Genomic DNA, 15,882 nt, shown 5'->3' on the forward strand with positions numbered 1-15,882 from the left:
AATGGGGCCCGCTCGGGACCATTGCTTTTTTTGCCAAGAATAACGGAAAATTCGGAAAGGAGCGGAGTGCGTGTACGTTTGCGAAGTGGCCATTGAGCCGAAATATTCGGAGTTCGATATGATGGGGATTATTTACCACGCCCATTATCTGGAATGGTTCGAGCTCGGGAGACTCCAACTGAGCCGAAATCTCGGCTTTGATTATTTCAAGATGGAGCAAGCGGGATATATTTCGCCCGTCCACGAAATGAAGGTGGAATATAAACGCGGGATCCGTTATGGCGAAACCGTGTTGCTGAAGACGCGGGTTATCGAGAACAACGGCGTCATAACTGCCTACGGCTACGAAGTGTACAACGGGGAAGGCACCCTTTGCGTGGAGGGTTCTTCGTCCCATTACGTGGTTCGCCGCGAAGACTTCAAGCCGGTGCAATTCAAGAAAGTGTTTCCGGAATGGTACGCCGCGTTGGAGGAAGCCCGAAAACCATAAATTTTGCTTATCCGGCATCGAGGCGGTAAAATACAAGTACAGGAATGTGGTAAAGGAGTCCTGATATGCGTAAATGGATAGCCGCTCTCATCGTGTTGATTCCGATCGTGGAATTTTGGGGGTATATGTACGTCGGCGAGAGATTGGGCGTCGGAAAAACGATCTTTCTGACGCTGGCGACCTCCGTGATCGGCGGGTTGATGATGCAATTTGAGGGGCGTAAAGTGCTGGCCGATGCGAAGGCCCAAATGAGCGGCGGGCAAATTCCGGGACGGATGGTCTTGGATGGGATTTGCGTGTTTGCCGGCGGGATGCTGCTGCTGATCCCCGGCTTCATCACCGATCTGATCGGATTTACGTTGGTATTTCCGCTAACGCGCGTGCTGTATCGGATCCCGCTTATGAAATGGGTCAGCAAGAAGATGAAGGACGGAACGATCACGTACTTCCGCCGGTAAGCCCAGCCTTCTCTTTCGCCGGTTTTGCCGCCGTGAGGGAAGTGCCGCCGGAATCAATCAGACAAGGCATCTCGTCTCGTAAGGCGAGATGCCCTTTTTTTAAACATCCAGTTGCCGTTACCTCAGCCGGCCGTGTACGATATAGTTCCGCATATCGCGGACGACGCCGGCGCGAACGGCAGCGCCCAGGATGACCAGTGTGACCGGCCCGATAATCAGCCCCAGCACGCCAAACAGCTTGAGGCCGACGAACATGGCGATCAGCGTAGGCAAAGGATCCAGCCCGACGCTGCTGGCCAGCACTTTGGGTTCGATCATTTGGCGGGCCAGCAGGAGGACCCCATACAATACGGCCAGTCCGATTCCCAGCGTCACGTCGCCGGTAGCAAACGCATAGATCAGCCATGGGATCATCACCGTACCGACGCCCAGATAAGGTAACAAATCGACAAGTCCAATCAGCAGGGCGTAGGTAAAGGCGGAATCTACGCCTAAGATTAACAAGCCCAGCAGTACGATCAACGCGGTGATCGAGATCATGATGAATTGGGCGCGCAGATAACCCGATAGCGCCCGCTGCAGGTCGCGCCAAATGGCGCCGGCGGTTTTGCGGAAAGGCGCGGGGATGGAGGCTGCCAAGAACCGCATATCGTGCTCCCAGCGGCTGCTGATAAAAAAAGTGGCCAGCAGGATCACGCCGAGAATGATCCCTAGATTGGGCAGGGAGGAGAGCAGCGTGACGATCGTCTCCAGCACGTTATTGACGAGGTGCGAAACGAAGGAACCGACCTTTTCGGCGGTGTTGTCGATATTTTTATGAATCGTATTTTCGTATCCGGGATTATCGGCGATAAATCGGTTGATTTCGGTAATGATCGATTGGATGCCCTCGCTTTGCGTCCAGGAGACGAACAGATTTCTCCACTCGGCAATGCGCAGGTCAAAGGACTCGGCCAAATGGATCAACTCTTTGACGAGGCGCGTTAACGCCGCGGATACGACGATTCCCGCACTTCCGAAATAAACGAGCAGCGATAGCGTCACGGCCAGCCATTTCGGTACCCGCAGGTTTCTTTGGAGCCACAGAACGAACGGATTCATCGCGTAGGCGATCAGCCAGGCGATCAGAAACGGATAAACCAGCGGGATGAGCCAGCAGACCGCGAGGATGGAACCGATGAGGACGACGCATATCCAGCTGCCGCGCAGCACGCGCTTGACGATCACGTGATCCATGTGGCATTTCCCCTTTTCGCAGTACATGTCCTAGTTCTACTCTATTATTTGTCCGCCTTGAGTATTCCGTCCCGAACCTTTTTGCTAATAATGTGATATAATTCATTGCATAACTGCAATCGTTTACAAAATTTCTTTATAATTGTGATAAAATCATTTAATGTACCGGGCGGCGCAGAAGCGGTTCCCATGTTTTCGGAAATCCAGTATGATGAAGAAGTAAGCAACGGAGCTATATTTGCGCAATGATAGGGTAGGCATTGCCTAACTTCGAAAATTTAAAACTTTCAATTTTGAAAATGTTTTCAGGGCTTGTTTGCTCACAAAATGTTAACAAAGGAGAGATGGTTCATGACAGCTACGAAAGGCCTGGAAGGCATAGTTGCGGCAACCTCTTCGATCAGCTCCATTCATGATGGCGTCCTCGCCTATCGTGGAATCAATATCGACGATTTGGCGGAACGTGCGAGTTTTGAAGAAACGGCTTATTTGTTGTGGTACGGCAAATTGCCCAATCAAGCCGAGCTGGAACGTCTGCAACGGCAATTGAGTGATTTCGCTGCGGTTCCTTCTGCGGTGCTTGAACAGATGAAGCTGTATCCGCGGACTGCCAACACGATGGCAGTGCTTCGTACTGCCGTATCGGCTCTTGCTTTGTATGATGCGAACGCCAATGACAACTCCCGTGAAAGCAACCAATTGAAGGCGATAAAGCTTCAAACCCAAATTCCGACCCTGATTGCCGCGTTTGCCCGCATCCGAGACGGCCGGGAACCGGTCGCTCCGCTGAAGGGCGTATCGATCGCGCACAACTTCTTGTATATGCTGACCGGGGAAGAACCGGATCCGATCGCCGTTCGCGCCTTGGATCAAGCCCTGGTGCTGCATGCCGACCATGAGTTGAACGCGTCGACATTCTCCGCCCGCGTAACGATCGCAACGTTGTCCGACATTTACTCCGGAGTCACTTCGGCGATTGGCACGTTGAAGGGGCCTCTGCACGGCGGGGCCAATGAAGCGGTGATGAATATGTTGGCCGAGATCGGTACACTGGACCAAGCGGAACCGTACATTCAGAAGAAGTTGGCCAATAAGGAGAAAATCATGGGCTTCGGCCATCGTGTATACAAGAACGGCGACCCGCGCGCCAAGCACCTGCAGAATATGTCACGTCAGTTGAGCATCCTGAAGGGCGATTCCACGTTGTACGACATTTCCGTCAAAGTGGAGCAGCTCGTCACCGGTCAAAAAGGGCTGAAGCCCAACGTCGACTTTTATTCCGCTTCCGTTTACACGATGCTGGGCATTCCGCGCGACCTGTTTACGCCGATTTTTGCCATCAGCCGGTTATCCGGATGGACGGCGCATATTTTGGAGCAATTGGAAGATAACCGCTTGATCCGTCCGCGTGCGGAATATACGGGCGTCACCAATCAGAAGTACGTTCCTATCGAATTAAGATAAGCAGCCATGCGGCTTCAAGGCACATTGTGGTAAAATGGAGACCGTGAGATGCAGCAAACAGTTTGAAGGAGGAAACCGTGAAAATGTTGAAATTGGAAAAGTTCGATCTTCCTACCGAAGGCGAGAAAATTACGATTCAGAACGGGAAGCTGCAGGTGCCTAACCATCCTGTCATTCCTTTCATCGAGGGCGACGGCACCGGCCGCGATATTTGGAAAGCGTCGAAACGCGTATTGGACGCCGCCGTGGAGAAAGCCTACGGCGGCGAGAAGCAAATCGCCTGGTATGAAGTGTTCGCCGGCGAGAAGGCCTTCAATACATACGGGGAATGGCTGCCTGCGGACACGTTGACGGCTATCCGCGAATATATTGTGGCCATCAAAGGCCCGTTGACCACGCCGATCGGCGGCGGCATCCGTTCGCTGAACGTGGCGCTTCGCCAGGAGCTGGACCTGTACGTCTGCCTTCGTCCGGTCCGTTATTTCCAAGGGGTGCCTTCTCCGGTCAAACGTCCGGAGCTGGTGGATATGGTTATTTTCCGCGAAAATACCGAGGACATCTATGCCGGCATCGAGTATAAAGAAGGCTCCGAGGAAGTCAAGAAAGTGCTGGCTTTCCTGCAGAATGAAATGGGCGTGAAGAAAATTCGCTTCCCGGAAACGTCCGGCATCGGCATCAAGCCGGTTTCGGAAGAGGGATCGAAGCGTCTCGTCCGCGCGGCGGTCGAGTATGCGATTAAGCACGGCCGCAAGAGCGTAACCCTTGTGCACAAAGGGAACATCATGAAGTTTACCGAAGGCGCGTTCAAAAACTGGGGGTATGAAGTGGCGGAAGCGGAATTCGGCGATAAAGTATTTACTTGGGCCGAATACGACCGGATCAAGGAACAGTCCGGCGCCGACGCGGCGAACCAGGCGCAAAAAGCGGCGGAAGCCGAAGGCAAAATCATCATTAAGGATGCGATTGCCGATATCGCGCTGCAGCAAGTGTTGACGCGGCCGACGGATTTCGACGTCATCGCTACGCTGAACCTGAACGGCGACTACTTGTCCGACGCCTTGGCAGCGCAGGTTGGGGGCATCGGCATCGCGCCGGGCGCCAACATCAACTATGTAACCGGGCACGCGATTTTCGAGGCGACACATGGTACGGCACCGAAGTATGCCGATCTCGACGTGGTGAATCCGGGCTCCGTGATCTTGTCCGGCGTCATGATGCTGGAGCATCTGGGCTGGCAAGAGGCGGCGGACCTGATCTATAAAGGTCTGGAAACTTCGATTAACAACAAAACGGTTACTTACGACTTCGCCCGTTTGATGGATGGGGCAACGGAAGTGAAGTGCTCCGAGTTCGCTGACCATGTCATCAAAAACATGTAATTGCGAATTTTAACCTTTAGCATAGCAACCTCCGTTAATATTAACCCTCCCTAGTTCATGGGGAGGGTCTTTTTTGCCCTGCCCGAGTCTGTTCGGGGCGGGCTTGGCCCTCCCAAATGATAAGGAGCAGGGCAAAAGCGGGAAATGATTCCGAAGAAGCGGAGCGTTCGCCTTTGTGAGCGGGTTTCAACCTCGTATGAATTCATCGGATCAAGAAACCCGCGAGCAACAGCGATCGTAGGAACATTTCCCAGCGTTGCCCCCATCCTTATCAAGTTTGTTTTCTTCTACCGCCCCGAGTCTGTTCGGGGCGGGCTATGCTTTTCAATCGCGATAAGGAGCAGGGCAAAAGCGGGAAATGATTCCGAAGAAGCGGAGCGTTCGCCTTTGTGAGCGGGTTTCAACCTCGTATGAATTCATCGGATCAAGAAACCCGCGAACAATAGCGATCGTAGGAACATTTCCCAGCGTTGCCCCATCCTTATCAAGTTGTTCTCCTAACCTGCCCCGATCAGACGTTTCTTTTATTTCCATCCAAAGTTATAATAGATTATAATAAATGTAATTGACGTGGAAGGGGCGGTTATGTTAATGTACCAAGTCATGCTATTCCTACATATTATCGGGGCCTTGGCGTTGGGTTTCTATCTGGTTCTGCCGTTTGTGCTCGGACGGATTGGCAAGTTGTCGCTGGCGGCCCAGGAAGGGACGGTTTCGGCCGTGCTCTCCTTGAACCGCTACGCGCAGATTGGACTGATCGTTCAACTGCTGACGGGTGGCTATTTGATCGGCCAAGGCGATTATTCCGTGCCGTGGATGGTCGTCATCGTCATCTTGTTCCTGGCGATCGGCGCGTTTAGCGGCATGATGGCCAAACCGTTGCGCTTGGCGCAGGAAGGAATACGCCAGAACAAGTCCGTGACGGCGGAGGAAGGGAAGCTGCGCACGTTAAGCGCCCTGCTGTCCGTGACGGTGTTGCTGATTTCGTTCTTTATGGTGTTCAGCACCATCATTTAATTCAGGGTACAAGCAAAAGACCTGTCGGCGTCAAAGCCGGCAGGTCTTTTGCTTGCGTACGCCTGCCAGGCAGGCGCCAGCTCCTTGCTAGGAAGGATCCGGGTCTTGTTCTTTTAATTCGTCCAAATGGGTAAACATCAACTTCAGAATATCGAGTGCCAGTTGTTTCTCTTTCGGCGACCGATTCATGACGATCTGTTGGATCTGGTCGATAAAATGGTCGTCGCTGATCTCGATGGAATCGTGGAGCAAATAGTCAACGGTAACGCCCAATTGATTCGCCAGTTTGACGAGTGTTTCCAGGGACAAGCTGCGCTCTCCCCGTTCGATTTGCCCTATGTATGCATCCGAAACTTCGATGCGTTCGGCGAGTTTTTCCTGGGTCAAGTGCATTTTATGCCGTTCTTGACGCAGCCTTTTCCCCAATGCCTCGTAATCCATAACACCCCTCCTGTATTTACCTTAGTGAGAAGCCGAAAGAAAGATAATAAACTACAGGTTTTGTTTGTATTTACTGAAAGTACGAATTGGGTTATTATGGAATCATGAGTTTTACTGAAATGTATCAATTATTTATAATAACCAAATTTAAGGAGATCTAGTATGTCTTCCGAATCTACTTCAGTTTCAATCATCATTACGGTCAAGAACAATGGAATCGATCTGTACACCACGATGGAATCCCTGAAAGTGTCGCATACGACGCTTCCTTACGAAGTCATTATCGTCGATGAAGGCTCTGTCGACGGGTGCTGTGATTTCTTGATGAATTACCGGTTCGACCGGCCCTTCAAACGGATCAAGGGGGAGCCGGGAATATCGGCGCGAAATATAGGAGCTGCTCACGCCGGCGGAGATTATCTGATCTTTTGCGGAGCTCATTTATATTATGATGACGGATGGATGGAACGGTTGCTGGAGCCGTTGATGCGGGGGGAAGCCGACGGCGTGTCGCCTGCCTTTCAGAAGAGCGAGCGTTCCTCCTCCCCCTCCCCGAAAGCGGAAGCGCTTGGAGGGGTGGTCGGCTCGGTGCGAGGTTACCCGGTAGTGGGCGAAGAACGAAACGACATCCCGTGGCTGTCCTGGGAATGCTTTGCCGTCCGGCGCGATACTTTTCGGAAAATGGGGGGGATGGAGGACGGTTTTGTCGGCAAAGAGTTGGAAACGGCCGAGTTTTCTTTGAGATTATGGCTGCAGGGCGGGAGCTGCCGACATGTGCCGGAGGTCACTTTGATTCAGGTGTTCCGGCAGAATTTCCCGTGTGACCATAGCGGGGATCGGTGGGGCACGGATTTGATGACCCTTGCCTATCTGCATTTCGGCGAAGGGTTGATTGCGGCCTGCCGGGAACAAGTGAACGGTACGTTTGGCGGTGAACCGATGGATGAGGCGAAGCTAAGCGAGCTGACTTCGGTACGGAGGGAGAAATATGCCTCTCTTCGCAAACATGACGAGCTGTGGTTTGTCGATCGATTCGGAATGGATTGGAAGCCGCAGGGATAAGCCGGGACGGCCGGGCCATCCTAATAGGGATGGGTGCGATCGGGCTTATTCGCGCCTAATCCACCATAACCCGAAGGAGGATGCAAACATGGCAGGAAACGGACAATCGAAGCAAACCTTGCCGCCCCAGCATCAAAACCATCAGCCCGGCATCGAAGCGGAGATGCATCCGCGTCCGGTCTATGAAGGAAATTACAAGGCCGCCGGCAAGCTGACGGGCAAAGTGGCGCTGATCACCGGCGGCGACAGCGGCATTGGCCGGGCCGTCGCCGTCGCCTACGCCAAAGAGGGAGCCGATGTGGCGATCGTGTACTTGAACGAGCACGACGATGCGGGCGTAACCCGGCGGGAAGTCGAGCAGGAAGGCCGCCGCTGCCTGCTGATCGCGGGCGATATCGGTGACGAAGCGTTCGCCGAGCGGGCCGTGCGGCAAACGGTGCAGGAGCTGGGACGTCTGGATATTCTGGTCAACAATGCGGCCGAGCAGCATCCACAGCCGGATATTATGGCCATCACGGCAACACAGCTGGAGAAGACATTCCGGACGAATATTTTCTCCATGTTTTATTTGACCAAAGCAGCGATGCCGCATTTGCGCCAAGGCAGCGCGATTATCAATACGGCGTCGGTAACGGCCTACAAAGGCAACCCGCAGCTCCTCGATTATTCGGCAACAAAAGGGGCTATCGTCAGCTTCACGCGGGCGCTGTCGATGAACGTGGTCGGGAGCAAAGGCATCCGGGTGAATGCGGTGGCACCGGGTCCGATTTGGACGCCGCTGATCCCGTCAACCTTTAATGAGAAGCAGGTGTCCGAATTCGGCGGAACGACGCCGATGCAGCGGCCCGGGCAACCGGAGGAGCTGGCGCCGGCTTACGTCTTTCTGGCTTCGGACGATGCTTCATATATGAGCGGGCAGGTCCTGCATATCAACGGTGGAGAGATCGTCAACGGGTAATAAGAAGCCCGAATCTAACGCCAACGAACCCCCAAGCGCATCGGCGAAATCCGAACAAGCTTGGGGGTTCGTTCTTCCCGAAGGAGCCTAGCCTAATCGGCATCGCGCCGCTCCGTCTCGGATAACTCATCCAGCGTCATTTCAAAGCTGGGAGCGAGCTGCTCCAGAAAATAAGCGACTTCCGGGAGCTGCAGCCGCTGCAGTTTGTCCAGAAGCTGCGTCTTCGCGACGGCAAATTCGCGGTTGCCGGCGGTGAGCTCCCACGCGCATTTCAAATAGGCATCCAGACTGTCCGCCGCTTTGACGTAGACCATCAACGCGGCGTCTTCTGGCGCATCCTCCGTATTGCCGGGGGATAACAGCGGGGCATAAACGTTCTGAAGTTCCGGCGGGACCATGGAAAGCAAGCGTTCCGCGGCGATCTTCTCCATCTCGCGGAAGCTGGACAAGAGCCGCGGATTATGGTGCTTGACCGGCGTCGGGATGTCGCCGGTGAATACTTCGGTTGCGTCATGGAACAACGCCAGCATTGCGGCCCGTTCCGAGTTCAGCCGCCGTCCGTATCGGGCGTTCCCGATTTCGCACAGCAGATGGGCCAATAGCGCCACGTGGAACGAATGTTCGGCTACATTATCGGCCGCGGTGCTGCGCATCAGGCTCCAGCGACGGATGGAACGCAGGCGGTACAGATAAGCAGGGAAATGGTAGCTCATCAGTGATAAACCTCGCTTATTTTGGAGTGGATTTTGGACAGAAATTGTCAACCGATACTAGTTCTTATGTTATTATAAATCTGAAGAATGCGATATGGCTAACGACGCGGCAAGGTTTTGCCTTTTTGCGCACAAGGGGTAAACAAGATGACAGGGAGAGGGGATTCTCGGATCATGCATCAGTTTGAAGAAAGCGTATACGAGTTGATTGTGGAAGCTTCGACACGGCTGCCGGGGGATGTACGGCGTGCGGTGAACCGGGGGCGGGCCCTGGAAAACCGGGCGACACGGGCCGGCTTGGCCATGTCGACCATCGCGCAAAACATCCGCATGGCGGAGGAACAGGTCTCGCCGATTTGCCAGGATACCGGGATGTTGACCTTTGTAGTGCATACGCCGGTTGGGGCGAACCAAATCGAGATGAAAAAGGCGATTTACGCCGCGGTAAAACGGGCGACCAAGGAAGGCAAACTGCGCTCGAATTCCGTGGATTCCTTAACGGGAGAGAACAGCGGCGACAATCTGGGACCGGGGACACCGGTGATTCATTTTGAACAATGGGAACAAGACGCGATCGACATCCGGCTGATCTTAAAAGGCGGCGGATGCGAGAATAAAAATATCCAATACAGCCTGCCGACGGAGCTGGAAGGGCTCGGCCGCGCCGGGCGGGATCTCGACGGCATTCGCAAGTGCATTTTGCACGCGGTTTATCAGGCGCAGGGGCAGGGCTGCAGCGCCGGATTTCTTGGGGTCGGCATCGGCGGCGACCGCACGACGGGATACGAGTTGGCGAAGCAGCAGCTGTTCCGGCCGCTCGATGACGTCAACCCGAATCCGGATCTGGACCGTCTGGAACGATATGTTCTGGAAACGGCCAATCAACTGGGCATCGGCACGATGGGGTTCGGCGGGGAAGTCACTTTGCTGGGCTGTAAGATCGGGGCGATCAACCGGCTTCCGGCCAGCTTCTTCGTGTCGGTTGCGTATAACTGCTGGGCGTTCCGCCGCCAGGGAGTCGATATCGATCCCGCAACCGGCGCGATCCGCGAATGGCTGTACGAGCGCGGCAGCGACGTATCGGTGGAAGATGAGTCGGATACGGTCGCCACTGGCCCGGCCGCTTCTGAAACTCCAGCCCCGGCCAGCCGCGAAATCGTATTGCGCACGCCGGTGACGGAGGAGCAAATCCGCAGCTTGCGGGTTGGCGACGTCGTGGTGATCAGCGGAGAAATGCATACGGGACGCGATGCCCTGCACAAATATTTGATGGATCACGACGCCCCGTTGGATTTAAACGGCGCGGTGATTTACCACTGCGGACCGGTGATGCTGAAGGATGAGGAGGGGTGGCATGTCAAGGCAGCCGGACCGACGACCAGCATTCGGGAGGAGCCGTACCAAGGAGACATCATGAAGAAATTCGGCATCCGCGCGGTCATCGGCAAAGGCGGCATGGGACCTAAGACACTGGCCGCATTGAAAGAACATGGCGGCGTTTATTTGAATGCGATCGGCGGTGCGGCGCAGTACTATGCGGAATGCATTAAGAATGTAAACGGCGTCGATTTCCTGGAATTCGGCATTCCGGAAGCGATGTGGCATCTGGAGGTCGACGGCTTTGCCGCGATCGTGACGATGGACTCGCATGGAGACAGTCTGCATGAAGGCGTGGAGAAGGACTCGCTCATGAAACTGGCCGCTTTTAAAGATCCGGTGTTCAAATCAAGATGAGAACCTTTCGTTTGCGGCTAACCCTGATCTTAATGATTCTGCTCGGCATCTCGATGCTGGCCGCCGGCATCACGATGGCCCAGTTGTTCAAAAACTCGCATATCCGGGCATTGGAGGAGAATATGGCCCGGGAAATTAATCTGTTGGAGTCGACCTTCGATTTCGTTCCCGTGGAAGGGAACCCCGAAGCCAATGAATATTACGAACGGCAGGCCAAACAGCTGCAGGAGCTGACCGACTCCCGCGTCACGTTCATCACGCTGGACGGAATCGTCGTCGGCGATTCCGAGTCCGATCCGGATCGGATGGATAACCATGCCCACCGGCAGGAAATCGAGTCGGCTGCGGGCGGCAAAGTCGGCAGCGCGATCCGGTACAGCCATACGGTCGGCCAAAATATGCTGTACGTGGCGGATCGCGTGACCACCGGCGAGTTCGACGGTTATGTCCGCCTGTCGATGAGTCTGGCCACGGTGGAGAAGGGGCTGGCCCAAGGCTGGTTCTGGATGTTCGGCGGGCTGCTTATTCTGTTTCTCGTCGCCGGCCTGGTGAGTTACCGGGTGGCGGCCGGTTTGACCAAACCGCTGGAACAGATTACGCGCGTTGCCCACCGCATCTCCGGGTTCGATTACGACGCCCGGGTTAAGCTGGATCGCAAGGACGAGATCGGTCAGTTGGGCCTGGCGATCAATGGGATGGCGGACAGCTTGCAGCAGCAGCTCAAACGCATCCGCGATAACGAGGATTTGATGCAGAGCGTGCTCGCCAACATGACCGGCGGCATTCTCATGGTCGATACGTCGGAACGCATAGCCCTGATTAACCGGGAAGCGGAACGGATTCTGCATATGAAGGGCGAACTGCTGTTGGGCAAATCGTATCAGGTGCTCAAGCGGAACTACGAATTTATCAAATTCATGGAAGAAGGCATCGCCCGAAAGGAAGCGGTCCAGGAAGAGCGGAACGTCTACGATCCCGAAGAAAAAATCCTGCTGTTCGACAGCGTGCCGATGTTTGAGGATAACGGCAACTACCGCGGCATGTTGTTCCTGCTGCAGGATGTCACCGAGATCCGCAGGCTGGAGCGCATACGCAGCGAGTTCGTCGCCAACGTATCCCACGAGTTAAAGACGCCGATCGCGGCGGTCAAAGGCTTTGCCGAAACGCTGCTGGCCGGCGGGGTGAAGGACGAGGAAACCGCCCGCTCTTTCCTGCAGATCATTTATGACGAGGGGGACCGGTTAAACCGGCTGATTGGCGACATCCTCGAGCTGTCCAAAATCGAATCGAAGCGGGTGCCGCTGGAATATGCGCCGGTACAACTGAAAGAGTTGTTCGACAGCATTTATGAGGTGCTTCTCCCGGCGGCCCGCAAAAAATCGATTTCGATGTCGCACGACGTCCCCGAGCATCTGTTCATCGAAGGTGACGAAGATCGGCTGCGGCAAATTTTCATGAATTTGCTGTCCAACGCGATCAGCTATTCCCTTGAAGGCGGGAAAGTGCGCGTTTCCGCCAGCATCGCAGGCGAAGACGGGGCCGAGGAGAAGATCCGCTTTACCGTTAGCGATACGGGGATCGGCATTCCCAAGAAAGATTTGCCGCGAATTTTCGAACGCTTCTACCGAGTCGATAAGGCCAGATCCCGCGGCTCCGGCGGTACGGGCCTGGGCTTGTCCATCGTCAAACACCTGGTCGAACTGCATCGCGGCACCATCCGCGTGGAGAGTAAAGTCGGCGAAGGAACGACGTTTATTCTGGAGCTTCCCCTGATGCATGCCCTGGATGATTAAGATCGGCAAAAGAAACATACGAATAAGTGTAAACCGTTTTTTTGAAAAATTTACACCGCGTTAACACTGCCGTGATATGCTGGGCTTGTCATTAAAATGATATTGGTTCAGAGCATGAACTTGTACCGCAAACAAATGGGGGGTACTATGACACAACGTCTATTGGTTATCGAAGATGAACCGACGTTATCCCGGCTTTTGTCTTACAACCTGACGAGCGAAGGGTATGAAGTTGTTGTAGAGGATCACGGGCAGACCGGTTATGAAACCGCACTGCAGCAGGATTTTGATTTGATATTGCTCGATTTGATGCTGCCGGGCATGAACGGTTTCGAAATCATGTCGAAGCTGCGCAGCGAAGGCGTGATGACGCCGGTCATTATCCTAACCGCCAAAAATGCGGAGGAGGAAGTCGTGCAGGGCTTAAAATCCGGTGCCGACGATTACATCACGAAACCGTTCGGCGTGGCCGAGCTATTAGCGCGCGTCGCCGCGGTTCTCCGCCGGTCGTCCGGCCAGGAGGAACGCGACAAACCGGTCCAACAGGAGAATTCGCAAATCTCGCTGGGAGCTTTGACGATTTACCCGGAGAAATACGAAGTCACGTTGAACGGAGAAGCGATCACGCTCAGACCAAAGGAGTTTGAGGTGTTGCTGTACTTGGCCCGCAAGCCGGGGGTGGTGATGACCCGGGACGATCTGATGAATGCCGTATGGGGGTTCGATTACATCGGGGGACAGCGCACGGTGGACGTGCACGTCAGCTCGCTGCGCAAGAAGCTGGAGCTTGATCCGCAATCGGTGCATATCGATTCCATTCGCGGCGTCGGATATAAGCTTGTCGTCAACAAGAAGAAAGCGTCCATCATGTAACTTTCGTGATGGGCGTTTCTTTTTACATAGGACTAAAGTACCGAAAACAATGTCTTAACATTCTCCCTCTATGATTCTAGTAGATCAAACGTAACGTATACATATACGGGGGAGTGGTACAGGTTGGAAAATCGGGCCATCGCACTGTTGGAACGTACCGCAAATGAAGAGACAGAGAACTTGGCAGCGATCGCTGCGGTAGGGGTACGCTCTTTAAGCCGTAAGGTCCCGGTAATCGGGCCGGAGGTTTCCTGCCGAAATGTGCTGGGGCAGTTTCAGAAGCAACCCGACCTTCCTTGCATTGTGGTTTGTGATGTAGATCACAAACCGCTTGGACTGCTGATGAGGGATCAATTCTTTCGCCATCTGGCCGGACGGTTTGCCGCCGATCTTTTTTATGAACTTTCAACGCTTCGATTTGCCGAGCGGCAGCCGCTGATCTGCGAGCTTGACACGCCCGCTGGGGAATTGCTGGATCATGCGCTGGGACGGGAGGGCGTCTCCTTCTACGACGCTTTGATCCTTACAATTAAGGGGCGGTTTTATGGGGTCTTGACGGTTCAGGATCTGATGCTGATGTCCCGGCAACTGCAGCGGGAGGCGGATGAAGCCAGGCAGGCGGCCGTTCGCGAAAGCCGCGACCGGGTTATAGAGATTGAGCGTTCGATCGCTGAAGTGGCGGAAGCGGCCAAACGAAGCCTGCAGGAATCGGAGCGAATGAACGAATTATCGGCGGAGGGGCGGCATGAGTTGGAAGCGGTCAAGGCATCGTTTTCCCGCGTGCTCGATATGACCCGCTCGCAAGAGAAGCAAATGGCGGAGCTGCTGGAGCGAACGAAGCAAATTTCGTCGGTCGCGGGTCATATCCGCAGCCTCGCGGATCAAAGCGGGATGCTGGCGATGAATGCCTCGATCGAAGCGGCGCATGCCGGGGAACATGGTCGGGGGTTTGCGGTCGTGGCCTCCGAGGTTCGCAAGCTTGCCCTGCAGACCAAGAGCTTCTCGGAGGAAATTGGCCTGACGCTTGGTGTCGTCAATCGTTTGATTCAGCAAACGGCTGCCACCGCTTCCACCACGGTGGAGGAAATGGCGGAAAGCCACGGAAGGGTCGGCAATGCGGACGGGACGTTCGAAGCGCTGGTGGAGTCTGCCCGCACCGTGGAAGCGCGCGGCCAAGAGATGTTCCATTCGTCGGAAACGGCGGCAGGCCGGACGAGAACCGTGCTCGGAGAACTGCACCATTTGGCGTCGCTTAGTTAAGATTTTACACAGCGTTTACATTTTGCTCCATGTTCTTTTACATAAGTACGATAAAATAAAACTGTTTTACATGGAATAATTCATCATTCGCGCATACTAAATCTATAGCTGAAGCGCCGGCACGGGCTCGCTGGAAAGGCGGGTACCGTGCTTCAAGTTTGCCCTGCAATTCCCCCGGCCGTACAGGCATAAGCCTTGCGGCTTCAGGCCAAGATGTTTATTTGTGAAGGAGAACTGTGATGGATAACATTATCCGGATTCAAAAGTTGAACTTGTACTATGACCGATTTCATGCGCTAAAGGACGTTTCCCTGGAAATTCCGGAAAAAGCGATTACCGCTTTCATCGGGCCTTCCGGCTGTGGCAAGTCGACCCTTCTGCGCACCTTGAACCGGATGAACGATATGATTCCGGGGACGCGAATCGAAGGCTCGGTACAAATCGCCGGCTCCGACATTTACGGTGACGACGTCCAGGTGGAGGCGTTGCGTAAACGGGTGGGCATGGTGTTTCAACAGCCGAATCCTTTTCCGAAATCGATATATGACAATGTTGCTTACGGGCCCCGGCTGCACGGCATCAAGAACAAGGCGGCTTTGGATGAAATCGTGGAACGGAGTCTCCGTCAAGCCGTGCTGTGGGACGAGGTCAAAGATTTCCTGAAACGCTCGGCACTCAGCTTGTCCGGCGGGCAGCAGCAGCGTCTTTGCATCGCCAGGGCCATCGCCGTGCAGCCGGATATTCTGCTGATGGACGAAGCGACTTCAGCGTTGGACCCGATTTCAACCCTCAAGATTGAAGAACTGGTGCAGCAATTAAAAGATAGTTATACAATCGTCATGGTGACGCATAACATGCATCAAGCGGCGCGCATCTCGGGACGGACCGTCTTTTTCCTGAATGGTGAAATTGTGGAAGCGGACGATACGCAGAAGCTCTTCTCCACGCCGCAGGATCCACGCACTGAAGATTACATTTCCGGTCGTTTCGGATAATAAAGGAGG

General features: G+C 54.5%; 15 protein-coding genes. 12 read left to right on the plus strand and 3 right to left on the minus strand.

Annotated elements, in window-relative coordinates:
* The first annotated feature begins 70 nt into the window (after positions 1–70).
* A complete protein-coding gene (locus tag ACZF99_RS07760; RefSeq protein WP_483610537.1) occupies positions 71–490 on the plus strand; it encodes an acyl-CoA thioesterase in 420 nt (139 codons plus the stop codon).
* A 65-nt stretch (positions 491–555) separates the two neighbouring features.
* A complete protein-coding gene (locus tag ACZF99_RS07765; protein WP_483610538.1) occupies positions 556–948 on the plus strand; it encodes an FxsA family protein in 393 nt (130 codons plus the stop codon).
* A 117-nt stretch (positions 949–1,065) separates the two neighbouring features.
* On the opposite strand, the gene ytvI is transcribed toward ACZF99_RS07765, so the two are convergent.
* Positions 1,066–2,184, minus strand: coding sequence for a sporulation integral membrane protein YtvI (gene ytvI / locus ACZF99_RS07770; protein ID WP_483610540.1), 1,119 nt, complete (start codon positions 2,182–2,184; stop codon positions 1,066–1,068).
* A gap of 351 nt (positions 2,185–2,535) precedes the next feature.
* Here ytvI and citZ point away from each other — a divergent pair, with 351 nt between their 5' ends.
* From citZ to ACZF99_RS07785, 3 genes are all read left to right on the plus strand, one after another.
* A complete protein-coding gene (gene citZ / locus ACZF99_RS07775; RefSeq protein ID WP_483610542.1) occupies positions 2,536–3,648 on the plus strand; it encodes a citrate synthase in 1,113 nt (370 codons plus the stop codon).
* A gap of 83 nt (positions 3,649–3,731) precedes the next feature.
* On the plus strand, positions 3,732–5,027 hold the full coding sequence (gene icd / locus ACZF99_RS07780) for an NADP-dependent isocitrate dehydrogenase (protein WP_483610544.1): 1,296 nt from the start codon (positions 3,732–3,734) through the stop codon (positions 5,025–5,027).
* Between the two features lie 591 nt (positions 5,028–5,618).
* Positions 5,619–6,044 carry a hypothetical protein gene (locus ACZF99_RS07785; protein WP_483612603.1) on the plus strand — a complete coding sequence of 142 codons (426 nt, stop codon included), beginning with the start codon at positions 5,619–5,621 and terminating at the stop codon, positions 6,042–6,044.
* A gap of 87 nt (positions 6,045–6,131) precedes the next feature.
* On the opposite strand, the gene ACZF99_RS07790 is transcribed toward ACZF99_RS07785, so the two are convergent.
* Entirely contained in the window at positions 6,132–6,485 is a 354-nt protein-coding gene (locus ACZF99_RS07790; protein ID WP_483610545.1) for a helix-turn-helix domain-containing protein, read from the minus strand.
* A gap of 162 nt (positions 6,486–6,647) precedes the next feature.
* Between ACZF99_RS07790 and ACZF99_RS07795 the strand changes: the two genes are divergently transcribed.
* Both ACZF99_RS07795 and ACZF99_RS07800 read left to right on the plus strand, forming a co-directional pair.
* Positions 6,648–7,547 carry a glycosyltransferase family 2 protein gene (locus tag ACZF99_RS07795; protein WP_483610547.1) on the plus strand — a complete coding sequence of 300 codons (900 nt, stop codon included), beginning with the start codon at positions 6,648–6,650 and terminating at the stop codon, positions 7,545–7,547.
* 88 nt (positions 7,548–7,635) lie between these two features.
* Entirely contained in the window at positions 7,636–8,505 is an 870-nt protein-coding gene (locus tag ACZF99_RS07800) for an SDR family oxidoreductase (protein ID WP_483610549.1), read from the plus strand.
* 92 nt (positions 8,506–8,597) lie between these two features.
* On the opposite strand, the gene yfbR is transcribed toward ACZF99_RS07800, so the two are convergent.
* Positions 8,598–9,218 (minus strand): 5'-deoxynucleotidase, encoded by a 621-nt coding sequence (yfbR, locus tag ACZF99_RS07805; RefSeq protein ID WP_483610551.1) that lies wholly within the window; start codon positions 9,216–9,218, stop codon positions 8,598–8,600.
* Between the two features lie 174 nt (positions 9,219–9,392).
* Here yfbR and ACZF99_RS07810 point away from each other — a divergent pair, with 174 nt between their 5' ends.
* The 5 genes from ACZF99_RS07810 (at position 9,393) to pstB (ending at position 15,873) form a co-directional block, all read left to right on the plus strand.
* The gene (locus ACZF99_RS07810) at positions 9,393–10,952 is read left to right on the plus strand and encodes a fumarate hydratase (RefSeq protein WP_483610553.1); all 1,560 of its coding nucleotides are present in this window, start codon (positions 9,393–9,395) and stop codon (positions 10,950–10,952) included.
* Positions 10,949–12,745 carry a two-component system histidine kinase PnpS gene (gene pnpS, locus ACZF99_RS07815; protein ID WP_483610555.1) on the plus strand — a complete coding sequence of 599 codons (1,797 nt, stop codon included), beginning with the start codon at positions 10,949–10,951 and terminating at the stop codon, positions 12,743–12,745. The genes ACZF99_RS07810 and pnpS overlap by 4 nt, the downstream gene beginning before the upstream one ends.
* 147 nt (positions 12,746–12,892) lie before the next feature.
* Complete coding sequence (locus ACZF99_RS07820) at positions 12,893–13,618, plus strand: response regulator transcription factor (RefSeq protein ID WP_483610557.1); 726 nt, start codon at positions 12,893–12,895, stop codon at positions 13,616–13,618.
* A gap of 123 nt (positions 13,619–13,741) precedes the next feature.
* Positions 13,742–14,878, plus strand: a complete 1,137-nt coding sequence (locus ACZF99_RS07825) for a methyl-accepting chemotaxis protein (RefSeq protein ID WP_483610559.1) — start codon at positions 13,742–13,744, stop codon at positions 14,876–14,878.
* 239 nt (positions 14,879–15,117) lie between these two features.
* Entirely contained in the window at positions 15,118–15,873 is a 756-nt protein-coding gene (gene pstB / locus ACZF99_RS07830; RefSeq protein ID WP_483610561.1) for a phosphate ABC transporter ATP-binding protein PstB, read from the plus strand.
* Positions 15,874–15,882: the final 9 nt, after the last annotated feature.

Source organism: Paenibacillus sp. JL3B1040 (genome assembly GCF_057063165.1).